A 23,571-nucleotide genomic window follows, 5' to 3' on the forward strand; every position below is an offset into this window, starting at 1 on the left:
TGATTCCCTGCTGTGGAACAAAGCGGCTGGCGCATTCAGCGCCGCGCACGGCACCGATGCCACCAGCAAAATCACCAACGTCACCGCTGGCGACCTGACTGCTGGCAGCACTGACGCGGTTAACGGCTCCCAGCTGAAAACCACCAACGATAACGTGGCGACCAACACCACCAATATCGCCACTAACACCACCAATATCACTAACCTGACTGATACGGTGAATAATCTCGGTGAAGACGCCCTGAAATGGGACGACGCCGCAGGCGCATTCACCGCTGCACACGGTACTAACGCCACCAACAAAATCAGCAACGTACAAGCTGGCATAGTCTCCTCTGACAGCACTGACGCCATAAATGGCTCACAACTATATGGTTTGGCTGATTCATTCACGTCCTATCTGGGTGGTGGTGCTGATATTAGCGATACAGGTGTATTAACCGGGCCAACCTATAGTATTGGCGGCACTGACTACACTAACGTCGGGGATGCTCTGGCCGCAATTAACACTTCATTTAGTGATTCTCTCGGTGATGCCCTGCTCTGGGATGCGACAGCCAATGACGGTGCTGGTGCATTCAGCGCCGGTCGCGGGGTAGATAACACCGCCAGTAAGATTACTAACGTCGCAAATGGTGCAATCTCTGCCACCAGCAGCGACGCGATTAACGGCTCACAACTCTATACCACCAATAAGTACATCGCTGATGCGCTGGGCGGTAACGCAGAAGTCAACGCTGACGGCACTATCACTGCGCCGACTTACACCATTGCAAATACCGATTACAACAACGTCGGTGAAGCTCTGGATGCGCTTGATGAGAACGCGTTGCTGTGGGATGCGACAGCCAATAACGGCGAAGGGGCTTACAACGCCAGTCATGATGGCAAAGCCAGCATCATCACTAATGTCGCTGATGGTAATATCGGGGAAGGCAGCACCGATGCTATCAACGGTTCTCAGCTGTTTAACACCAATATGCTGATCCAGCAGAACAGCGAAGTCATTAATCAGCTTGCTGGTAACACCAGTGAAACCTACATCGAAGAAAATGGTGCAGGTATTAACTATGTGCGTACCAATGACACCGGTTTAACCTTCACCGATGCCAGCGCACAGGGTGTTGGCGCTACAGCAGTGGGTTATAACTCTGTTGCTTCCAAAGCCAGCAGCGTAGCCATTGGTCAGGACAGCCGCAGCGAAGTTGAGACGGGTATCGCCCTGGGTAGCAGTTCCGTTTCCAGCCGTTTAATAGTTAAAGGTTCTCGTGACACCAGCGTGTCGGAAGAAGGTGTTGTGATTGGTTATGACACAACTGATGGTGAACTGCTTGGCGCATTGTCGATCGGTGACGATGGTAAATATCGTCAAATCATCAACGTAGCCGATGGTTCCGAAGCCCATGACGCCGTTACGGTTCGCCAGTTGCAAAACGCTATTGGCGCGGTCGCCACTACGCCAACCAAGTACTATCACGCCAACTCAACGGCAGAAGACTCACTGGCAGTCGGTGAAGACTCGCTGGCAATGGGCGCAAAAACCATCGTTAATGGTAATGCGGGTATTGGTATCGGCCTGAACACTTTAGTTCTGGCTGATGCGATCAATGGTATTGCTATCGGTAGCAACGCAAGTGCAAACCATGCAAACAGCATTGCAATGGGGAATGGTTCTCAGACTACCCGTGGTGCGCAGACCAACTACAGCGCCTACAACATGGACGCACCACAGAACTCTGTGGGTGAGTTCTCTGTCGGCAGTGAAGACGGTCAACGTCAGATCACCAACGTCGCGGCTGGTTCAGCGGATACCGATGCGGTTAACGTGGGTCAGTTGAAAGTAACGGACGCGCAGGTTTCCCAGAATACCCAGAGCATTACTAACCTGAACAATCAGGTGACGAATCTGGATACTCGCGTGACCAATATCGAAAACGGCATTGGCGATATCGTAACCACCGGTAGCACCAAATACTTCAAGACCAACACCGATGGCGTAGATGCCAACGCGCAGGGTAAAGACAGTGTTGCAATTGGTTCTGGTTCCATTGCTGCCGCTGACAACAGCGTCGCGCTGGGTACCGGTTCCGTGGCCAACGAAGAAAACACCATCTCTGTGGGTTCTTCTACCAACCAGCGCCGTATCACCAACGTTGCTGCCGGTGTTAATGCCACCGATGCGGTTAACGTTTCACAACTGAAGTCTTCTGAAGCAGGCGGCGTTCGCTACGACACCAAAGCTGATGGCTCTATCGACTACAGCAACATCACTCTCGGTGGCGGAAATGGCGGTACGACTCGCATCAGCAACGTTTCTGCTGGCGTGAACAACAACGACGCGGTGAACTATGCGCAGCTGAAGCAAAGTGTGCAGGAAACGAAGCAATACACCGATCAGCGCATGGTTGAGATGGATAACAAACTGTCCAAAACCGAAAGCAAGTTGAGCGGTGGTATCGCTTCCGCAATGGCAATGACCGGTCTGCCGCAGGCTTACACGCCGGGAGCCAGCATGGCCTCTATTGGTGGTGGTACTTACAACGGTGAATCGGCTGTTGCTTTAGGTGTGTCGATGGTGAGCGCCAATGGTCGTTGGGTCTACAAATTACAAGGTAGTACCAATAGCCAGGGTGAATACTCCGCCGCACTCGGTGCCGGTATTCAGTGGTAATGATCCATTAACTTAGTGTGACTAAGGGCAATTCTCTGATGAGGATTGCCCTTTTCTTTACCAGACATCTCCCTCCACCAAGAATTGGCCCTACCAATTCTTCGCTTATCTGACCTCTGGTTCACAATTTCCCAATTAAAACTCACATCAATGTTGCTAATGCATAACATTTAGTTAACTATCCATTGTCATTATCCCTACACAACACAATTGGCAGTGCCACTTTTACACAACGTGTGACAAGGAGATGAGCAACAGACTCATTACACGGCGTGTGTGGACTGCAGGAGACCTGCAATGAATCTCTGGCAACAAAACTACGATCCCGCCGGGAATATCTGGCTTTCCAGCCTGATAGCATCGCTTCCCATCCTGTTTTTCTTCTTTGCGCTGATTAAGCTCAAACTGAAAGGATACGTCGCCGCCTCATGGACGGTGGCAATCGCCCTTGCCGTGGCTTTGCTGTTCTATAAAATGCCGGTCGCTAACGCGCTGGCCTCGGTGGTTTATGGCTTCTTCTACGGGTTGTGGCCCATCGCGTGGATCATTATTGCAGCGGTGTTCGTCTATAAGATCTCGGTGAAAACCGGGCAGTTTGACATCATCCGCTCGTCTATTCTTTCGATAACCCCTGACCAGCGCCTGCAAATGCTGATTGTCGGTTTCTGTTTCGGCGCTTTCCTTGAAGGAGCCGCAGGCTTTGGCGCACCGGTAGCAATTACCGCCGCATTGCTGGTCGGTCTGGGCTTTAAACCACTCTACGCCGCCGGACTGTGCCTGATTGTTAACACCGCACCAGTGGCATTTGGCGCGATGGGTATTCCGATTCTGGTCGCCGGGCAGGTAACAGGCATCGACAGCTTTGAGATTGGTCAGATGGTGGGGCGTCAGCTGCCGTTTATGACCATTATCGTGCTGTTCTGGATCATGGCGATTATGGACGGTTGGCGCGGTATCAAAGAGACGTGGCCTGCGGTCGTGGTTGCAGGTGGTTCGTTTGCCATTGCTCAATACCTCAGCTCTAACTTCATTGGGCCGGAACTGCCAGACATTATCTCTTCGCTGGTATCACTGCTCTGCCTGACGCTGTTCCTCAAACGCTGGCAACCAGTGCGCGTATTCCGCTTCGGTGACTTAGGGGCGTCACAGGTTGATATGACGCTGGCTCACACAGGTTACACGGCAGGTCAGGTGCTGCGCGCCTGGACACCGTTCCTGTTCCTGACCGCCACCGTAACGCTGTGGAGTATCCCGCCGTTTAAAGCCCTGTTCGCTTCAGGCGGTGCGCTGTATGAGTGGGTGATCAACATTCCGGTGCCGTACCTCGATAAACTGGTTGCCCGTATGCCGCCAGTGGTCAGCGAAGCGACAGCGTATGCCGCCGTGTTTAAGTTTGACTGGTTCTCTGCCACCGGTACCGCCATTCTGTTTGCTGCCCTGCTCTCGATTGTCTGGCTGAAGATGAAACCATCTGACGCTATCAGCACCTTCGGCAGCACGCTGAAAGAACTGGCTCTGCCCATCTACTCCATCGGTATGGTGCTGGCATTCGCCTTTATCTCGAACTATTCCGGTTTGTCATCAACACTGGCGCTGGCACTGGCGCACACCGGTCATGCATTCACCTTCTTCTCGCCGTTCCTCGGCTGGCTTGGGGTATTCCTGACCGGGTCGGATACGTCATCTAATGCTTTGTTTGCCGCTTTGCAGGCTACCGCCGCACAACAAATTGGCGTTTCTGACCTGTTGTTGGTTGCCGCCAATACCACCGGTGGCGTCACCGGTAAGATGATCTCCCCGCAATCTATCGCTATCGCCTGTGCGGCGGTAGGCCTGGTGGGCAAAGAGTCTGATTTGTTCCGCTTTACTGTCAAACACAGCCTGATCTTCACCTGTATGGTGGGCGTGATCACCACGCTTCAGGCCTATGTCTTAACGTGGATGATTCCTTAATGATTGTTTTACCCAGACGCCTGTCAGACGAGGTTGCCGATCGTGTGCGGGCGCTGATTGATGAAAAAAACCTGGAAGCGGGCATGAAGTTGCCCGCTGAACGTCAACTGGCGATGCAACTCGGCGTGTCGAGAAATTCACTGCGCGAGGCGCTGGCGAAACTGGTAAGCGAAGGTGTGCTGCTCAGTCGACGTGGCGGCGGGACGTTTATTCGCTGGCGTCATGACACATGGTCGGAGCAAAACATCGTCCAGCCGCTGAAAACGCTGATGGCCGATGATCCGGATTACAGTTTCGATATTCTGGAAGCCCGCTACGCCATTGAAGCCAGCACCGCGTGGCATGCGGCAATGCGCGCCACACCTGGCGACAAAGAAAAGATTCAGCTTTGTTTTGAAGCAACGCTCAGCGAAGACCCGGACCTCGCTTCGCAAGCGGACGTTCGTTTTCATCTGGCGATTGCCGAAGCCTCGCATAACATCGTGCTGCTGCAAACCATGCGCGGTTTCTTCGATGTCCTGCAATCCTCCGTGAAGCATAGCCGCCAGCGGATGTATCTGGTACCCCCGGTTTTTTCACAGCTGACCGAACAACATCAGGCAGTCATTGACGCCATTTTTGCCGGTGATGCTGACGGGGCGCGTAAAGCAATGATGGCGCACCTTAGCTTTGTTCACACCACCATGAAACGATTCGATGAAGATCAAGCTCGCCATGCACGCATTACCCGCCTGCCTGGTGACCATAATGAGCATTCGAGGGAGAAAAACGCATGATTATTTCCGCAGCCAGCGATTATCGCGCCGCAGCACAACGCATTCTGCCGCCGTTCCTGTTCCACTATATGGATGGGGGTGCATATTCTGAATACACGCTGCGCCGCAACGTGGAAGATTTGTCAGAAGTGGCGCTGCGCCAGCGTATTCTGAAAAACATGTCTGACTTAAGCCTGGAAACGACGCTGTTTAATGAGAAATTGTCGATGCCGGTGGCGCTGGCTCCGGTGGGTTTGTGTGGCATGTATGCGCGACGCGGCGAAGTTCAGGCTGCCAAAGCAGCGGATGCGCATGGCATTCCGTTTACTCTCTCGACGGTTTCCGTTTGCCCGATTGAAGAAGTGGCTCCGGCTATCAAACGTCCGATGTGGTTCCAGCTTTATGTGCTGCGCGATCGCGGCTTTATGCGTAACGCACTGGAGCGAGCAAAAGCAGCGGGTTGTTCGACACTGGTTTTCACCGTGGATATGCCGACACCGGGCGCACGTTACCGTGATGCGCATTCTGGGATGAGCGGCCCAAATGCGGCAATGCGCCGCTACTTGCAGGCGGTGACGCATCCGCAATGGGCGTGGGATGTGGGCCTGAACGGTCGTCCGCATGATTTAGGTAATATCTCGGCTTACCTCGGCAAACCGACCGGACTGGAAGATTACATCGGCTGGCTGGGGAATAACTTCGATCCGTCCATCTCATGGAAAGACCTTGAGTGGATCCGCGATTTCTGGGATGGCCCGATGGTGATCAAAGGGATCCTCGATCCGGAAGATGCGCGCGATGCAGTACGTTTTGGTGCTGATGGGATTGTGGTTTCTAACCACGGTGGCCGCCAGCTGGACGGTGTACTCTCTTCCGCTCGTGCATTGCCCGCTATTGCGGATGCGGTGAAAGGTGATATTGCCATTCTGGCGGATAGCGGAATACGTAACGGGCTTGATGTCGTGCGTATGATTGCGCTCGGTGCCGACACCGTACTGCTGGGTCGTGCTTTCCTGTATGCGCTGGCAACAGCGGGCCAGGCGGGTGTAGCTAACCTGCTAAATCTGATCGAAAAAGAGATGAAAGTGGCGATGACGCTGACTGGCGCGAAATCGATTAGCGAAATTACGCAAGATTCGCTGGTGCAAGAGCTGAGTAAAGCGCCGGCGGCGGCGCTGGCTCCAATGGCGAAAGGGAATGCAGCTTAAGGGTTAGATGAATATCTGCTATCCTGCCCCCGCACTAAGGGGGCAGTATGCTAAACATCGTACTTTACGAACCAGAAATTCCGCCAAATACTGGCAACATCATCCGTCTTTGCGCTAATACCGGCTTTCGTCTGCATATCATCGAACCGATGGGATTTGCCTGGGACGATAAGCGCCTGCGCCGCGCGGGGCTGGACTATCACGAGTTTACCGCCGTTACGCGTCATCATGACTATCGCGCGTTCCTCGAAGCAGAAAATCCCCAGCGCCTGTTTGCCCTCACCACGAAAGGTACGCCTGCTCACAGCGCCGTAAGCTATCAGGATGGCGATTATCTGATGTTCGGCCCGGAAACACGCGGCCTGCCAGCGAGCATTCTTGATGCCCTGCCCGCTGAACAAAAAATTCGTATTCCAATGGTGCCGGACAGCCGCAGCATGAATCTGTCCAATGCGGTGTCGGTCGTGGTGTATGAAGCCTGGCGGCAGTTGGGGTATCCGGGAGCGGTGTTGAGAGATTAGTTACTGTAGGCCGGATAGATGATTACATCGCATCCGGCACGATCACAGGACGTCAGATCCCATCCCCATATTCAAACGTATGGTTAATACCGTTGAAATGCTGATCCATATCCATTGACGGTTTATCGCTATCCGGCTTGCCGACAATGCGTGCCGGAACGCCAGCGGCGGTGGTATGCGGCGGCACCGGTTGCAGCACCACGGAACCTGCGCCAATCTTCGCGCCGCGCCCAACTTCAATATTGCCGAGAATTTTCGCGCCCGCGCCAATCATCACACCTTCACGAATTTTCGGATGACGGTCGCCACCAGATTTACCCGTACCGCCAAGCGTCACAGATTGCAGAATCGACACGTCGTTTTCAATCACCGCCGTTTCACCCACAACGATGCCCGTGGCGTGGTCAAGCATGATACCGCGACCAATTTTTGCTGCCGGGTGAATATCAACCTGGAACGTCACAGAAACCTGGTTTTGCAGAAAGATTGCCAGTGCGCGGCGGCCCTGATTCCACAACCAGTGGCCGATGCGATACGCCTGCAAAGCATGAAAACCCTTCAGGTATAGCAACGGGGTTGAGTATTTATCCACCGCCGGGTCACGGGTACGCACCGCCTGAATATCACAGGCCGCAGAGGCGATCATTTCCGGGTCGGCGGCGTAGGCTTCTTCCACCACTTCACGGATAGCAATAGCCGGCATAATGGGCGATGACAGCTTGTTCGCCAGCATGTAGCTCAGTGCACTGCCAAGGTTTTCGTGCTTGAGTAGCGTCGCGTGGTAAAAACTGGCCAGCATTGGCTCACAGTCCGCCAGCGTTCTGGCTTCAGCTTTAATATTGTTCCAGACAATTTCCAGTTCTTCACACGACATTGCTTACTCCACACGATAAGATAATGACCGACCCGTTCTGCGCGGGCCGGGTCATAGTGGTAACAAAGGTTCCCTGGGTTTAGTGGCTGCTGCGCTCGTCCTTGCGTGCACGACCTAGTAAAGTCAATGCTGCCTCGCGCGCGTTTTTTCCGCAATATAATACTTGATAAATTTCCTCGGTTATTGGCATTTCAACGCCGAAGCGATGCGCCAGTTCGCGGACTTCTTTCGTATTGCGGTAGCCTTCCACCACCTGACCAATTTTCTCCTGCGCGCTTTGTACATCCATGCCCTGACCGAGCATCATGCCAAAACGGCGGTTACGCGACTGGTTGTCGGTACAGGTAAGCACCAGATCGCCCAGCCCCGCCATGCCCATAAAGGTGGCAGGATCGGCACCCAGCGCCGCGCCAAGACGCGACATTTCAGCCAGTCCACGGGTGATCAGCGCCGTACGCGCATTCGCACCAAAACCGATACCGTCGGACATCCCCGCGCCAATGGCAATGACGTTTTTCACCGCGCCGCCAAGCTGCACGCCAATGAAATCCGGATTGCTGTAAACGCGGAAACTTTTGCCACAGTGCAGCAATTGCTGGAGGTCATCGGCAAAGGTCTGGTCCGTCGAGGCCAGCGAAATGGCCGTCGGTAAACCTGCCGCCAGTTCTTTCGCAAACGTTGGGCCAGAGATAACCGCCAACGGAATTTGATCGCCTAAGGCCTCACGCGCCACGTCCTGTAACAGACGTCCGGTTTCTGCTTCCAGCCCTTTGGTCGCCCACACCAGACGCGCATCAGGACGCATCAGCGGTTTAATCTGGCGCAGCACTTCACCAAAGACATGGCTGGGTACGACAACGAGAATATTACGGCTGGCTGCCAGCGCAGTGGCGAGATCGCTTTCAAGATGGAGCGTATCGGGAAAAGGCACATCGGGGAGAAACGCGGCGTTACAGCGGTCGCGTTCAAGCGTTGCGATATGTTCAGGGTCATGGCCCCAGAGGACAACCTCGTGGCCATTTCTTGCCAGGGTGATGGCAAGAGCGGTGCCGTACGAGCCGGCACCGATCACAGTCATTGAAGCATTACGTTGGTTCATCAGGCATCCTGATGTTCTTCAGTACCTTCGCCAGCCTGCTGCTGCAAATAGTTCATGAACAGCGCATCGAAGTTAACCGGCGCAAGGTTCAGTTGCGGGAATGTACCGCGGGATACCATGCTGGTGATGCACTCACGAGCATACGGGAACAGAATGTTCGGGCAGTATGCACCCAGGCAATGTGCCATCTGGGTGCCCTCGATACCCGCAATGGAGAAAATACCGCCCTGCTGAACTTCACACAGGAACGCGGTTTCTTCGCCCAGGGAGGCCGTTACGGTAACACGCAGTACCACTTCGTAAACGTCATCTGCCAGTTGAGAAGATGCCGTATCCAGATCAAGTTTAACTTCTGGCTGCCAATCTTTCTGGAAAACGTGCGGCGCGTTCGGCGCTTCGAAAGAAATATCCTTGGTATAAATACGTTGGATCTGGAAAGTCATTTCGGTGTTGTTTTGTTCTGACATGTGTAGAAAACCCTTAAGTGTTGTCCTTAAATACTGCGCAATGTAATGCCAACGTTCACACGTTATTTCAGCAGGGGATCCAGTCCACCACGTGCATCCAATGCATACAAGTCATCACAGCCACCAATGTGCTGTGCGTCAATAAAAATCTGTGGAACCGTGGTGCGACCACTGCGTTTGATCATCTCTTCACGCTTAGCGGCGTTGCCATCGATCGGCAACTCCTGAAAACTCACGCCCTTGCTGCTCAGCAGTGCTTTCGCACGATGGCAATACGGGCAGGTTTCTTTGGTATAGATTTCAACATTGGCCATAACTTAGCTCCTGTTTTTTTACCCTGAAATTTCTTGTTGCAGGGCGGCTGCAAAATGGAGTGTCCCCAGAAGCTTATAACAATAAGTCGCTGGGGGCCTAATTGCAGCTAACGGCCTGCATCATGAAAGACGACAGGTAAATTATTTGCCGCGCACCAGAGGTAAGTTTTCGCCAGCCCAGCCAGCAACGCCCTCTTTCAGCACGAATACTTGCGCAAAACCAGCTTTCGTCAGCGCGTTTGCAGGCTCCTGGCACTGCATGCCAGAACCATCTACCACGATAACCGGTTTGTCTTTGTGCTTCTCAAGCTCACCAACATTGTTGGCTTTGATTTCGCTCGGCAACAGGTTGATAGAACCTGCGATATGGCCTTTACGGAAGTCATCACGCTGACGTAAATCCACAACCACAGCGTCTTCTTTGTTGATCAGACGCGTAGCTTCACCACGAGTAATCACCTTCACTTTCGAGGTCAGGCTCTTAAACGTAGTCACAAGAACCGCCACCAGTAACGCGATCCAGGCGATACTCAGTATGGGATGACGGCCAACAAATTGCATAATTTCTTGCATGGGGGGTAACAACTCCCGACGTAGTGATTAAAAAAACCAGGAAAGGAGTATACCTGCGCAGTGCGGCAAATACAGCCAGCGCGTTAACTGGAATGCAATTTTGCGGGGCGCGACGAAAAAAAAGCGCAAATCTGGCATCGGCTTGCCGCGAGCGGTCGTATATTTTGATCTTCAGAGGCTATTTTATCGATTCAGCTGTAGTAAAATTACGCAAATTTTGACTCTTGAGTATGAGGTTGTCGCAATGTCGGTTTCTAAAAAACCTATGGTACTGGTGATTCTGGATGGCTATGGCTATCGCGAAGAACAGCAGGATAACGCCATTTTTAGTGCTAAAACCCCGGTAATGGATGCACTGTGGGCCAATCGTCCGCATACCCTGATCGACGCTTCCGGTCTGGAAGTCGGTCTGCCTGACCGTCAGATGGGTAACTCCGAAGTAGGTCACGTTAACCTGGGTGCCGGCCGCATCGTGTATCAGGACCTGACTCGTCTGGACGTTGAAATCAAAGATCGCGCTTTCTTTGCTAATCCAGTGCTGACTGGCGCGGTAGATAAAGCGAAAAACGCAGGTAAAGCAGTACACATTATGGGTCTGCTCTCCGCAGGCGGCGTACACAGCCACGAAGATCACATCATGGCGATGGTAGAACTGGCCGCTGAACGCGGCGCAGAAAAAATCTACCTGCACGCATTCCTTGACGGTCGCGACACTCCGCCGCGCAGTGCTGAATCCTCGCTGAAAAAATTCGAAGAGAAATTTGCCGCGCTGGGTAAAGGCCGCGTAGCGTCCATCATTGGTCGTTACTACGCGATGGACCGCGATAACCGTTGGGATCGCGTTGAAAAAGCTTATGACCTGCTGACTCTGGCACAAGGTGAGTTCCAGGCCGATACCGCCGTTGCCGGTTTGCAGGCTGCTTATGCTCGCGACGAAAACGACGAGTTCGTGAAAGCGACCGTTATTCGTGCAGAAGGTCAGCCAGATGCGGCAATGGAAGACGGCGATGCGCTGATTTTCATGAACTTCCGTGCTGACCGCGCGCGTGAAATCACTCGTGCATTCGTAAATGCCGATTTTGACGGCTTCGCGCGTAAGAAAGTGGTTAACGTCGATTTCGTGATGCTGACCGAATACGCTGCCGACATCAAAACTGCGGTTGCTTACCCACCCGCTTCCCTGGTTAACACCTTCGGCGAGTGGATGGCGAAAAACGACAAAACTCAGCTGCGTATTTCCGAAACCGAAAAATATGCCCACGTTACTTTCTTCTTCAACGGTGGCGTAGAAGAGTCGTTCAAAGGCGAAGATCGCATTCTGATCAACTCACCGAAAGTGGCTACCTACGATCTGCAACCGGAAATGAGCTCCGCAGAGCTGACCGAAAAACTGGTTGCGGCAATCAAGAGCGGCAAATACGACACCATTATCTGTAACTATCCGAACGGCGACATGGTAGGTCACACCGGGGTGATGGAAGCGGCGGTTAAAGCGGTTGAAGCGCTGGATCACTGCGTGGAAGAAGTCGCGAAAGCGGTTGAGTCCGTGGGTGGACAACTGCTGATCACCGCTGACCACGGTAACGCTGAACAGATGCGCGATCCGGCAACGGGTCAGGCGCACACAGCACACACCAACCTGCCAGTTCCGCTGATTTACGTTGGTGATAAGAACGTGAAAGCGGTTGAAGGCGGCAAACTTTCTGACATCGCGCCGACCATGTTGTCGCTGATGGGTATGGAAATCCCGCAAGAGATGACTGGTAAGCCGCTGTTCATCGTGGAATAATCCCTCCCCATGAGGGGAAAGGCGATTAATACCATGACACGGGCCGTGAAACCGCGCAGGTTTGCAATCAGGCCCATCATCTACGCCAGCGTTCTGAGCGCTGGCGTATTGTTGTGCGCCTTTTCCGCCCACGCGGATGAGCGTGACCAACTCAAATCCATTCAGGCTGACATCGCCGCGAAAGAGCGCGCGGTACGCCAAAAGCAACAACAACGCGCAAGCCTGCTCGCACAATTGAAAAAGCAGGAAGAAGCGATCTCTGAAGCCACCCGTAAACTGCGCGAAACGCAAAACACGCTTAATCAACTGAATAAACAGATTGATGAGATGAACGCGTCGATTGCCAAACTGGAGCAGCAAAAAGCCGCCCAGGAGCGCAGCCTCGCCGCGCAACTGGATGCCGCGTTTCGTCAGGGTGAACATACCGGTATTCAGCTGATTCTCAGCGGTGAAGAAAGCCAGCGTGGGCAGCGGTTACAGGCTTATTTCGGCTATCTCAACCAGGCGCGACAAGAAACCATTGCTCAGTTGAAACAAACGCGTGAAGAAGTCGCTATGCAGCGTGCCGAACTGGAAGAGAAACAGAGCGAGCAACAAACGCTTTTATATGAGCAGCGCGCCCAACAGGCGAAGCTGACCCAGGCGTTGAGCGAGCGTAAAAAGACGCTGGCAGGGCTGGAGTCTTCCATCCAGCAAGGTCAGCAACAGTTGAGCGAGCTGCGCGCCAACGAATCCCGCCTGCGTAACAGCATTGCCCGTGCGGAAGCTGCGGCGAAAGCGCGTGCTGAACGTGAAGCGCGCGAAGCCCAGGCGGTTCGCGACCGCCAGAAAGAAGCGACGCGCAAAGGCACCACCTACAAGCCGACCGAAAGCGAAAAATCGCTGATGTCCCGTACCGGTGGTCTGGGCGCACCGCGCGGTCAGGCATTCTGGCCAGTTCGCGGGCCAACGCTGCATCGCTATGGCGAACAGCTACAGGGTGAATTACGCTGGAAAGGGATGGTGATTGGTGCCTCTGAAGGTACTGAAGTTAAAGCGATTGCCGACGGCCGGGTGATTCTGGCTGACTGGCTGCAAGGCTACGGTCTGGTGGTGGTGGTTGAGCACGGTAAAGGCGACATGAGTCTTTACGGCTATAATCAGAGCGCACTGGTGAGCGTTGGTTCGCAGGTTCGCGCGGGCCAGCCAATTGCACTGGTGGGCAGCAGTGGCGGTCAGGGTCGGCCTTCACTCTATTTCGAAATTCGCCGCCAGGGTCAGGCGGTCAATCCACAGCCGTGGTTGGGAAGATAAGTTTTGTTTCCATTTCGTCGTAACGTTCTTGCATTTGCCGCTCTGTTGGCGCTCTCCTCCCCCGTAATTGCTGGCAAACTTGCCATCGTCATTGATGATTTTGGGTATCGCCCGCACAACGAAAACCAGGTGCTGGCGATGCCTTCCGCTATCTCCGTCGCTGTATTACCCGATTCACCGCACGCCAGAGAGATGGCGACCAAAGCGCATAACAGCGGTCACGAAGTGTTGATTCATCTACCGATGGCACCACTGAGTAAACAGCCGCTGGAGAAAAATACGCTACGCCCGGAGATGAGCAGCGACGAAATTGAGCGCATTATTCGTAGTGCGGTCAATAACGTGCCCTATGCCGTGGGGATCAACAACCACATGGGCAGCAAGATGACCTCTAACCTGTTTGGTATGCAGAAAGTGATGCAGGCGCTGGAGCGTTACAATCTTTACTTCCTCGACAGCGTAACCATCGGTAATACCCAGGCGATGCGCGCCGCGCAAGGCACTGGCGTGAAGGTGATCAAACGGAAGGTGTTCCTCGACGATTCGCAAAATGAAGCGGACATCCGTGTGCAATTCAATCGCGCAATTGACCTGGCGCGTCGCAACGGTTCAACCATTGCCATTGGACATCCTCACCCTTCAACGGTACGCGTGCTACAACAGATGGTTTATAACCTGCCGCCAGACATTACGCTGGTGAAAGCCAGCAGCTTGTTGAATGAACCGCAGGTTGATACGTCTACACCGCCGAAAAACACTGTGCCCGACACACCGCGTAATCCATTCCGTGGCGTGAAGCTGTGCAAACCGAAGAAGCCGCTGGAACCTGTTTATGCTAATCGCTTCTTTGAAGTATTAAGCGAAAGCATCAGCCAGAGCACGCTGATCGTTTACTTCCAGCATCAGTGGCAAGGCTGGGGCAAACAGCCTCAAGCGGCGAAGCTTAACGCTAGCGCAAATTAAAGGCGCTACGCGTAATGCGATGGTGCGACCGCGTTTTGTCGCGCCATTGCCATAAGCGGAAAGACCACAGTAACGCCTGATAACCCACCTTCACGCTGCGCACATTGGTAATCAGGCGCTTATACATACCGGAAGTAAATATCTCGGCAATCATCCGTTGGCGGGTAATAATATCCGGCTCTTTGCGCACCGCATGGCAAACACGCAATGCTTCGTAGGTTATTTGCTGATGAAATTCCGGATAAATCGTAATTTTGTCGGCATAATTTCGATTTAATTTCTCCAGCAGGCGGGTAATCTTAATATAGTGACGTTGATAATTAAGGTTTTTGTTCCCTTGTCTGTTCAACCGACTCACTGACGTATTATGCAGATAATATTTATATAATGATTGCTCGGTATATCGCGCACGCAGCGCGTTAAACATAAATTCTGTTGTCCAGACAATATCCTGATGATGTAATCCGGCAATAAATTTAATGTTATTTTTAACAATAACATCGCGGCGATAAACCCCCATCCAGACCACGTGTGTCCAACGGCGGGAAGAAAGCCCCATCCGCAGCCAGTCCGGACCGGTTAATACACCGGTTGAGCGAAGGCGATCGGTAGGGATGGATTGCCAGGTTTCACCCGTTTCACGAAAACACCAATCAGCGTTGCACTGCGCCACGTCGAGGTCGTCCTCTAACGCCATGGTCATCAGCGTTTCGTACATGGTGGGATACACCTCATCGTCAGCATCGACAAAAGCGACATATTTGCCCGTCGCCACCTCGATCCCACGATTACGCGCCACCGATGCGCCAGCATTCGCCTGATGCAACAAACGAACGTGCGGATAGTTTTCTGCGTAATGCTTTGCTATTTCAACAGAATTATCCGTTGAACCATCGTTAATAATAATGATTTCCAGAGCAGTCCAGGTTTGCGCGATTAAAGATTCCATGCAAGCGCTGAAATCATCGCCCGCATTATATAACGGGATAATAACACTTAGTTTATTAGTGCTGTTCATCATAAATTACCAACGATCTCTGAAGTTACCCTGACGTTTTACAGGCTTTGTATTAAGAAACTATTAAGCCTGTGAGATATTATTTTTACCGGTGAGAGAGTCACTTCAGGGTAGAGAGATAATGAGAGCAGCTATATAAGAGATCAGCGCAATTACGATATCTTGATTACACTGACAGGATTTTACATATTTAACGGATTTTCCTCAGGCAAAAGGGCTGGAATACCAGCCCTTGTTCGTGTTAATCCCAGCTCAGAATAACTTTCCCGGACTGGCCCGAACGCATAGCGTCAAAGCCCTTCTGGAAATCATCGATAGAGAAACGATGGGTAATGATCGGCGAGAGATCGAGGCCAGACTGAATCAGCGCCGTCATCTTGTACCAGGTTTCAAACATCTCACGACCGTAAATACCTTTAATGAACAAGCCTTTAAAGATTACTTTGGTCCAGTCGATAGACATATCGGACGGTGGAATACCCAGCATCGCAATACGACCGCCGTGGTTCATGGTGTCGAGCATGGTACGAAACGCTGGCGGCGCACCGGACATTTCCAGACCGACATCAAAGCCTTCGGTCATGCCCAGTTCTGTCATCACATCATTAAGGTTTTCTTTCGCGACGTTAACCGCACGGGTGATACCCATTTTACGCGCCAGCTCAAGGCGGTATTCGTTAACATCAGTAATCACCACGTTACGTGCACCAACGTGTTTCGCCACCGCCGCCGCCATAATACCAATCGGGCCTGCACCAGAGACCAGCACATCCTCGCCCACCAGATCAAACGACAGCGCGGTATGCACGGCGTTACCGAAGGGATCAAAAATGGAAGCCAGATCATCGGAGATATTGTCGGGGATTTTGAAAGCGTTGAACGCCGGAATCACCAGATACTCGGCAAAGCAGCCCGGACGGTTAACGCCGACGCCGATCGTGTTGCGGCACAGATGGGTACGACCGCCACGACAGTTGCGACAGTGACCGCAGGTGATATGGCCTTCGCCAGAAACGCGATCGCCAATCTTGAAGCCTTTCACTTCCTGACCAATACCTACCACTTCACCGACATATTCATGGCCCACGACCATCGGCACCGGGATGGTTTTTTGCGACCACTCATCCCAGTTATAGATGTGAACGTCAGTCCCGCAGATGGCTGTTTTACGGATTTTAATCAGCAGATCGTTATGCCCGAGTTCTGGTACAGGAACGTCGGTCATCCAGATGCCCTCTTCCGCTTTCAGTTTGGATAACGCTTTCATCTCACATCCTCAGGCGATAACGCCCAGTTGTTTACCAATACGCGTGAATGCTTCTACTGCACGCGTAATTTGCTCAGGGGTATGCGCCGCAGACATCTGGGTACGAATACGCGCCTGACCTTTCGGAACGACCGGATAGAAGAAACCGGTGACGTAAATCCCCTCTTTTTGCAGCTCACGAGCAAATTTCTGCGCTACTACCGCATCGCCAAGCATGACCGGAATAATGGCGTGATCGGCTCCCGCCAGGGTAAAGCCCGCCGCCGACATTTGCTCACGGAACTGACGCGCGTTCGCCCACAGACGGTCACGCAGCTCGCTACCCGCTTCAACCATCTCCAGCACTTTGATGGAAGCGGCAACAATGGCCGGTGCCAGCGAGTTGGAGAACAGGTACGGACGAGAACGCTGGCGCAGCCACTCAACCACTTCTTTGCGCGCCGCGGTATAACCACCAGAAGCCCCGCCCAGCGCTTTACCGAGCGTGCCGGTGATAATATCGACCCGGCCCATCACTTCGCAGTATTCATGGGAACCACGACCGTTTTCACCGACAAAACCGACCGCGTGGGAGTCGTCTACCATCACCAGGGCATCGTATTTATCTGCCAGATCGCAAACACCTTTCAGGTTGGCAATCACGCCGTCCATCGAGAACACACCATCGGTGGCAATCAGCACATGACGCGCACCGGCTTCACGCGCTTCTTTCAGACGTGCTTCCAGCTCCTGCATATCGTTGTTGGCATAACGATAGCGTTTAGCTTTACACAGACGCACACCATCAATAATAGACGCGTGGTTCAGTGCGTCGGAGATAATGGCGTCTTCCGCGCCTAACAGCGTTTCGAACAGGCCACCGTTAGCATCAAAGCAGGAAGAGTAGAGAATCGCATCTTCCATCCCCAGGAAGGCCGCCAGTTTTTGTTCAAGCTCTTTATGACTGTCCTGAGTGCCGCAAATAAAACGCACCGAAGCCATGCCGAAACCGTGAGAATCCATTCCCGCCTTTGCCGCCGCAATCAGATCCGGATGATTCGCCAGTCCGAGATAGTTATTGGCACAAAAGTTAATGACGTGGCTTCCATCAGCCACAGTGATATCTGCTTGCTGCGCAGACGTAATAATGCGCTCTTCTTTAAACAACCCTTCCGCCCGTGCGGTTTCCAGATCGTTGGTTAACTGCTGATAAAATTCTCCACGCATTGCGATTCTCCAGACAGGGCAAATTCCAGCACATATTACCCAAACTTATAGGTCGCGACGAGATGACGCATTAACACTTCTGCAAAATTCAGGATAAATAACGTCCATCAATCTCACTTTTGGCGAATGGCTGAAGCCAACGCCGTGTAGTGATATGATAGAAGCATTCGTGTCTGAGATTGTCTCTGACTCCATAATTCGAAGGTTACAGTTATGATCATCGTTACCGGCGGCGCGGGCTTTATCGGCAGCAACATCGTTAAAGCCCTGAATGACAAAGGCATCACCGATATTCTGGTGGTGGATAACCTGAAAGACGGCACCAAGTTTGTGAACCTGGTGGATCTGGATATCGCGGACTATATGGATAAGGAAGACTTCCTGATCCAGATTATGGCTGGCGAAGAGTTCGGCGATGTCGAAGCGATTTTCCACGAAGGCGCGTGCTCTTCCACCACCGAGTGGGACGGCAAGTATATGATGGATAACAACTATCAATACTCCAAAGAGCTGCTGCACTACTGCCTGGAGCGCGAAATCCCGTTGCTGTACGCTTCTTCTGCAGCCACTTACGGCGGACGCACTTCCGACTTTATTGAATCCCGCGAGTACGAAAAACCACTTAACGTCTACGGTTATTCGAAGTTCCTGTTTGATGAATATGTTCGCCAAATCCTGCCGGAAGCCAACTCGCAGATTGTTGGCTTCCGTTATTTCAACGTTTATGGACCGCGTGAAGGCCATAAAGGCAGCATGGCGAGCGTCGCTTTCCATCTCAACACCCAGCTTAATAACGGTGAATCACCGAAGCTGTTCGAAGGTAGCGAGAACTTCAAACGTGACTTCGTCTATGTGGGCGATGTGGCAGATGTAAACCTGTGGTTCCTGGAAAATGGCGTTTCCGGCATCTTCAACCTCGGCACCGGTCGTGCGGAATCCTTCCAGGCAGTAGCAGATGCTACACTTGCTTATCACAAGAAAGGCCAAATCGAATACATTCCGTTCCCGGATAAACTGAAAGGCCGCTACCAGGCGTTCACGCAGGCAGATCTGACGAATCTGCGCGCGGCGGGTTACGATAAACCGTTCAAAACCGTTGCCGAAGGCGTAACGGAATACATGGCCTGGCTGAATCGTGACGCATAAGAGCTCTGCATGAAAATACTGGTGATCGGCCCGTCTTGGGTTGGCGACATGATGATGTCGCAAAGTCTCTATCGCACGCTCCAGGCGCGCTATCCCCAGGCGATAATCGACGTGATGGCACCGGCATGGTGCCGTCCATTATTATCGCGGATGCCGGAAGTTAACGAAGCGATCCCTATGCCTCTCGGTCACGGAGCGCTGGAAATCGGCGAACGCCGCAAACTGGGTCATAGTCTGCGTGAAAAGCGCTACGACCGCGCCTACGTCTTACCCAACTCCTTCAAATCCGCATTAGTGCCTTTCTTCGCGGGTATTCCTCATCGCACCGGCTGGCGCGGCGAGATGCGCTACGGTTTACTTAACGATGTACGCGTGCTCGATAAAGAAGCCTGGCCGCTAATGGTGGAACGCTATGTGGCGCTGGCCTATGACAAAGGCATTATGCGTACAGCACAAGATCTGCCGCAGCCATTGTTATGGCCGCAGTTGCAGGTGAGCGAAGGTGAAAAATCATATACCTGTAATCAATTTTCGCTCTCATCAGAACGTCCGATGATTGGCTTTTGCCCCGGAGCGGAGTTTGGTCCGGCAAAACGCTGGCCACACTACCACTATGCGGAGCTGGCAAAGCAGCTGATTGATGAAGGTTATCAGGTGGTTCTGTTTGGCTCTGCGAAAGATCATGAAGCGGGCAATGAGATTCTTGCCGCTTTAAATACTGAGCAGCAGGCATGGTGCCGGAACCTGGCAGGGGAAACACAGCTTGATCAAGCGGTTATCCTGATTGCAGCCTGTAAAGCCATTGTCACTAACGATTCTGGCCTGATGCACGTTGCGGCGGCGCTCAATCGTCCGCTGGTTGCCTTGTATGGTCCGAGTAGCCCGGACTTCACACCGCCGCTATCCCATAAAGCACGCGTGATCCGCCTGATTACCGGCTATCACAAAGTGCGTAAAGGTGACGCAGCGGAGGGTTATCACCAGAGCTTGATCGACATTACTCCCCAGCGCGTACTGGAAGAACTCAACGCGCTATTGTTACAAGAGGAAGCCTGACGGATGCGGGTTCTGATCGTTAAAACATCGTCGATGGGCGATGTTCTCCATACGCTGCCCGCACTCACTGATGCCCAGCAGGCAATCCCAGGGATTAAGTTTGACTGGGTGGTGGAAGAAGGGTTCACACAGATTCCTTCCTGGCACGCCGCCGTTGAGCGAGTTATTCCTGTGGCAATACGTCGCTGGCGTAAAGCCTGGTTCTCGGCCCCCATAAAAGCTGAACGCAAAGCGTTTCGTGAAACGCTACAAGCAGAGAATTATGACGCAGTTATCGACGCTCAGGGGCTGGTAAAAAGCGCAGCGCTGGTGACGCGTCTGGCGCATGGCGTAAAGCATGGAATGGACTGGCAAACCGCTCGCGAACCGTTAGCCAGCCTGTTTTACAATCGTAAACATCATATTGCAAAACAGCAGCACGCCGTAGAACGCACCCGCGAACTGTTTGCCAAAAGTCTGGGCTATAGCAAACCACAAACCCAGGGCGATTATGCTATCGCACAGCATTTCCTGACGAACCTGCCTACAGATGCTGGCGAATATGCCGTATTTCTTCATGCAACAACCCGAGATGATAAACACTGGCCGGAAGAACACTGGCGAGAATTGATTGGTTTACTGGCTGATTCAGGAATACGGATTAAACTTCCGTGGGGCGCGCCGCATGAGGAAGAACGGGCGAAACGACTGGCGGAAGGATTTGCTTATGTTGAAGTATTGCCGAAGATGAGTCTGGAAGGCGTTGCCCGCGTACTGGCTGGGGCTAAATTTGTAGTGTCGGTGGATACGGGGTTAAGCCATTTAACGGCGGCACTGGATAGACCCAATATCACGGTTTATGGACCTACCGATCCGGGACTAATTGGTGGGTATGGGAAGAATCAGATGGTTTGTAGGGCTCCGGGGAATGAGTTGTCTCAATTGACAGCAAATGCTGTTAAGCGGTTCATTGAAGAAAACGCTGCCATGATTTAAATTACAACTCTTTAATAGATAATTTTGAAATAAAATCAGCTTCCTTGCTGATTTTATTTCACATATTCATTACTTATCTAATAAACATTGGTCCGATTGTGCTTTAAAATAAGCACAAAGCAATATTATGGTGACAAACACAGCAGTCGGAACCGGTTTAGAAAAGAGTATTACATCACTTAGGCCTACTACCAGTAGTGAAAAAAGCAAGATTAAAATATAAGGTTCTTTAGCAGTTCTTAAGGCATATATGAATATTGCTGAAAAGGCTAAAATTGTTAATACTACTCCAGGAATACCACGCGTTGATAACGTATCTATGAGATCGTTATGCAAATGAGAATCTACAAAGGGTAAAGCGCCACTTAATCTAGGCTCTTTCTCTTCTAGTTCATGTATTTTTTCCGCGCGTTTTTCCAGTGATTGTCCTATTGGAGAATATGTTTTTAAACCAACTTCATACATTGCCAGACGGGCACCGACTGAAGTTCTGGTGTTATCATGCGAATAATTAACTAAATCGTTATTTAAGTCATTCATTCTCATAAGCAATGTATCTTTAAAAGAAAACACACCTGCTAATAATGCAATCGCAATAAAACAATATAACTTATAATTAATTCGCTTATTAATATAACTATCCATTACGATTAATATTAACGCAAAGAATGGAAACACTAATATGGCTGCACGCGTTTCAGTTACTATGACAGCACATAAGCTAAGCATGAAGTTAATTGTATATAATGTTGTTTTATGTCTAAAGTCGCATTTTAAAATGAGAATTGATGCCAGTAAAGAAGGGAAAAGGATGATGTAGCCTGCTGTTGTAGCGTGGGAAGCTGATAATGCAACACGGTCTACGTTTAAATAGAAATGTTGCCACATGGCATGCGCAAAAAAAAGTAACTGCGTTGCCAGGGATGCGAACAGAATTAGTTTCCCAAATTTTATTTTTGTTCTCATCTCATCTTTAGCAAAAAGAACTAAGAAAATAAAAGCACTACACAAGGCAATTTTTCCAGTTTCCATTGGGCCACGATATGCATTGGTATAAACCGAGCCTGAAACTTTATAATGTGAATACCAGATGATATTAACGATACCCAAAAGACATAATGAGATAAAAATTAACAAAGTAGGATTATTAGTTATTGTTTTTTTTGCTGTCGCTAGAAAATATAATGTAGATATAATTCCAGCTGCATGAAGAAACTTTGTTGCAACATCATCCCACAAAGACAAAGTCATTAAAGACAACATACATAATATGAGAATTAAAGACTTGACACCAGAGTTAATTTCTTTCCAACAAAACGACATATAATTTCAACCTATGCTACGAGGATGGGTTATTTAATGCAAGACCTAACGTTTATTCTTTTTTCTATTTACCAGTCTTACCATCCTCCAGAGAATATAGTTTTTTGATGCTAATATTTTTGCTCGCCTCTTATCTCTCTTGCCAAGAAGATTACAATCTTTCAATTCTTTTTCATTGCTTTCAACTAATTGATTTAATAATTCAAAATCGCCATTAAGTAGAACATTCCATAAATAACGAGTTTTATGATAAGTTCTATTTTTACTCAATAATGTATGAATTTCTTCTTTCCGGTTACCTTTGTATAACTGCATCACAGAAGAGTAGATTCTTTCGTGCGCAAATGACTCATGTCGATAATGAGTGATGGTTCTACATGAGTTCATTAGGGAATTTTCTCTATAGTTATGCTTATACATATAATATGGAACCGCATACATATCGCATGTAATTAGCAGTCGATAGATAAAATCCAGATCTTCTCCTAGTCGTAAATCTTCATCAAAAAAAAGATTATTATCTTCCAGGAGTTGTTTTCTTATAAACAAGCACCCTATATGGAATCTGACCTTTTTATAAAAAAAATCGAAAAGTAAAGACCCTTCATTAAAATCTGTATTTATAGGTGAGTAAGTAACACCATTTTTTATATGATGTCCATAAAGCCCACAATAAATCGCATCCCCTCCCGTCTCATGTTGTCTGGAATACATCTTCAGCAGATAGTTAGGATCTATCTCATCATCATCATCCATAAAACATATAAACTGTCCTTGCGCCTTGCGGATACCTGTATTCCTGGCAGACGAAACACCGCCATTTTCTTTATTGAGAATAATTAATCGAGAGTGGGTTAACCCATACTCTCTCAAAACATTTGATGTGTTATCTTTAGAACCATCATTAACAATAACAATTTCAAAATTTGGGTAAGTTTGTTTTTCTAATTTCGTTAGAGTTTCAGTAATGTAATCAGATGAATTATACGTCGGTATTATTATGGATACTAAAGGGTAATCATTGCTCATCGTGTTCTCTTGCCTGAACTAATAAAATATGATAGGACTCATCCTTAATTATTATTGTAACTTAGACATCC

At 50.7% G+C, this 23,571-nt stretch carries 21 protein-coding genes; 11 read left to right on the plus strand and 10 right to left on the minus strand.

Going from position 1 to position 23,571, the window contains the following annotated elements:
• The 5 genes from ACJHWR_RS21590 to trmL form a co-directional block, all read left to right on the plus strand.
• The coding region (locus tag ACJHWR_RS21590) for a YadA family autotransporter adhesin (protein ID WP_260838358.1) at positions 1-2,671 on the plus strand (2,671 nt) is incomplete at its 5' end.
• Between the two features lie 297 nt (positions 2,672-2,968).
• Positions 2,969-4,624, plus strand: coding sequence for an L-lactate permease (gene lldP, locus ACJHWR_RS21595; RefSeq protein WP_001297977.1), 1,656 nt, complete (start codon positions 2,969-2,971; stop codon positions 4,622-4,624).
• Complete coding sequence (gene lldR / locus ACJHWR_RS21600) at positions 4,624-5,400, plus strand: transcriptional regulator LldR (RefSeq protein ID WP_012311876.1); 777 nt, start codon at positions 4,624-4,626, stop codon at positions 5,398-5,400. Before lldP ends, lldR begins: the two co-directional genes overlap by 1 nt.
• The gene (gene lldD, locus ACJHWR_RS21605; protein WP_000586958.1) at positions 5,397-6,587 is read left to right on the plus strand and encodes a quinone-dependent L-lactate dehydrogenase; all 1,191 of its coding nucleotides are present in this window, start codon (positions 5,397-5,399) and stop codon (positions 6,585-6,587) included. The genes lldR and lldD overlap by 4 nt, the downstream gene beginning before the upstream one ends.
• Before the next feature lie 47 nt (positions 6,588-6,634).
• Positions 6,635-7,108, plus strand: coding sequence for a tRNA (uridine(34)/cytosine(34)/5-carboxymethylaminomethyluridine(34)-2'-O)-methyltransferase TrmL (gene trmL, locus ACJHWR_RS21610; protein WP_000932347.1), 474 nt, complete (start codon positions 6,635-6,637; stop codon positions 7,106-7,108).
• A gap of 52 nt (positions 7,109-7,160) precedes the next feature.
• Here the strand turns inward: trmL and cysE are convergent, their stop codons facing one another.
• The 5 genes from cysE to ACJHWR_RS21635 all read right to left on the minus strand — a co-directional run bounded on the left by cysE (position 7,161) and on the right by ACJHWR_RS21635 (position 10,435).
• Positions 7,161-7,982 carry a serine O-acetyltransferase gene (gene cysE, locus ACJHWR_RS21615; protein WP_001277561.1) on the minus strand — a complete coding sequence of 274 codons (822 nt, stop codon included), beginning with the start codon at positions 7,980-7,982 and terminating at the stop codon, positions 7,161-7,163.
• A gap of 79 nt (positions 7,983-8,061) precedes the next feature.
• Entirely contained in the window at positions 8,062-9,081 is a 1,020-nt protein-coding gene (gene gpsA, locus ACJHWR_RS21620; protein ID WP_001076194.1) for an NAD(P)H-dependent glycerol-3-phosphate dehydrogenase, read from the minus strand.
• On the minus strand, positions 9,081-9,548 hold the full coding sequence (gene secB / locus ACJHWR_RS21625) for a protein-export chaperone SecB (protein ID WP_000003377.1): 468 nt from the start codon (positions 9,546-9,548) through the stop codon (positions 9,081-9,083). Before secB ends, gpsA begins: the two co-directional genes overlap by 1 nt.
• A 62-nt stretch (positions 9,549-9,610) precedes the next feature.
• The gene (grxC, locus tag ACJHWR_RS21630; RefSeq protein WP_000024392.1) at positions 9,611-9,862 is read right to left on the minus strand and encodes a glutaredoxin 3; all 252 of its coding nucleotides are present in this window, start codon (positions 9,860-9,862) and stop codon (positions 9,611-9,613) included.
• 141 nt (positions 9,863-10,003) lie between these two features.
• Positions 10,004-10,435, minus strand: a complete 432-nt coding sequence (locus ACJHWR_RS21635; protein WP_001156181.1) for a rhodanese-like domain-containing protein — start codon at positions 10,433-10,435, stop codon at positions 10,004-10,006.
• Positions 10,436-10,679: 244 nt separating this feature from the next.
• On the opposite strand from ACJHWR_RS21635, the gene gpmM reads away from it, so the two are divergent.
• The 3 genes from gpmM to ACJHWR_RS21650 are packed head-to-tail and all read left to right on the plus strand — an operon-like array spanning position 10,680 to position 14,480.
• A complete protein-coding gene (gene gpmM / locus ACJHWR_RS21640) occupies positions 10,680-12,224 on the plus strand; it encodes a 2,3-bisphosphoglycerate-independent phosphoglycerate mutase (RefSeq protein WP_000116566.1) in 1,545 nt (514 codons plus the stop codon).
• 33 nt (positions 12,225-12,257) lie between these two features.
• Positions 12,258-13,517 carry a murein hydrolase activator EnvC gene (gene envC, locus ACJHWR_RS21645; RefSeq protein ID WP_000196261.1) on the plus strand — a complete coding sequence of 420 codons (1,260 nt, stop codon included), beginning with the start codon at positions 12,258-12,260 and terminating at the stop codon, positions 13,515-13,517.
• Between the two features lie 3 nt (positions 13,518-13,520).
• The gene (locus tag ACJHWR_RS21650; protein ID WP_000483834.1) at positions 13,521-14,480 is read left to right on the plus strand and encodes a divergent polysaccharide deacetylase family protein; all 960 of its coding nucleotides are present in this window, start codon (positions 13,521-13,523) and stop codon (positions 14,478-14,480) included.
• Here the strand turns inward: ACJHWR_RS21650 and waaH are convergent.
• The 3 genes from waaH to kbl all read right to left on the minus strand — a co-directional run bounded on the left by waaH (position 14,467) and on the right by kbl (position 17,971).
• Entirely contained in the window at positions 14,467-15,501 is a 1,035-nt protein-coding gene (gene waaH / locus ACJHWR_RS21655) for a UDP-glucuronate:LPS(HepIII) glycosyltransferase (RefSeq protein ID WP_000982118.1), read from the minus strand. The genes ACJHWR_RS21650 and waaH overlap by 14 nt on opposite strands.
• A 238-nt stretch (positions 15,502-15,739) precedes the next feature.
• On the minus strand, positions 15,740-16,765 hold the full coding sequence (gene tdh, locus ACJHWR_RS21660) for an L-threonine 3-dehydrogenase (protein ID WP_410226716.1): 1,026 nt from the start codon (positions 16,763-16,765) through the stop codon (positions 15,740-15,742).
• A 9-nt stretch (positions 16,766-16,774) separates the two neighbouring features.
• Positions 16,775-17,971 carry a glycine C-acetyltransferase gene (gene kbl / locus ACJHWR_RS21665; RefSeq protein WP_001213842.1) on the minus strand — a complete coding sequence of 399 codons (1,197 nt, stop codon included), beginning with the start codon at positions 17,969-17,971 and terminating at the stop codon, positions 16,775-16,777.
• A gap of 213 nt (positions 17,972-18,184) precedes the next feature.
• On the opposite strand from kbl, the gene rfaD reads away from it, so the two are divergent.
• The 3 genes from rfaD to rfaC are packed head-to-tail and all read left to right on the plus strand — an operon-like array spanning position 18,185 to position 21,148.
• On the plus strand, positions 18,185-19,117 hold the full coding sequence (gene rfaD, locus ACJHWR_RS21670; protein ID WP_000587756.1) for an ADP-glyceromanno-heptose 6-epimerase: 933 nt from the start codon (positions 18,185-18,187) through the stop codon (positions 19,115-19,117).
• A gap of 9 nt (positions 19,118-19,126) precedes the next feature.
• The gene (gene rfaF, locus ACJHWR_RS21675; RefSeq protein ID WP_000699228.1) at positions 19,127-20,173 is read left to right on the plus strand and encodes an ADP-heptose--LPS heptosyltransferase RfaF; all 1,047 of its coding nucleotides are present in this window, start codon (positions 19,127-19,129) and stop codon (positions 20,171-20,173) included.
• A gap of 3 nt (positions 20,174-20,176) precedes the next feature.
• The gene (gene rfaC / locus ACJHWR_RS21680) at positions 20,177-21,148 is read left to right on the plus strand and encodes a lipopolysaccharide heptosyltransferase RfaC (protein ID WP_001264603.1); all 972 of its coding nucleotides are present in this window, start codon (positions 20,177-20,179) and stop codon (positions 21,146-21,148) included.
• A gap of 69 nt (positions 21,149-21,217) precedes the next feature.
• Here the strand turns inward: rfaC and ACJHWR_RS21685 are convergent, their stop codons facing one another.
• Together ACJHWR_RS21685 and ACJHWR_RS21690 are read right to left on the minus strand one after the other, a co-directional pair.
• Complete coding sequence (locus ACJHWR_RS21685; protein ID WP_012311869.1) at positions 21,218-22,471, minus strand: O-antigen ligase family protein; 1,254 nt, start codon at positions 22,469-22,471, stop codon at positions 21,218-21,220.
• Positions 22,472-22,516: 45 nt separating this feature from the next.
• Positions 22,517-23,500 carry a glycosyltransferase family 2 protein gene (locus ACJHWR_RS21690; RefSeq protein WP_000064018.1) on the minus strand — a complete coding sequence of 328 codons (984 nt, stop codon included), beginning with the start codon at positions 23,498-23,500 and terminating at the stop codon, positions 22,517-22,519.
• Positions 23,501-23,571: the final 71 nt, after the last annotated feature.

The organism is Escherichia sp. WS568 (genome assembly GCF_046486085.1).
Lineage (GTDB): Bacteria > Pseudomonadota > Gammaproteobacteria > Enterobacterales > Enterobacteriaceae > Escherichia > Escherichia coli.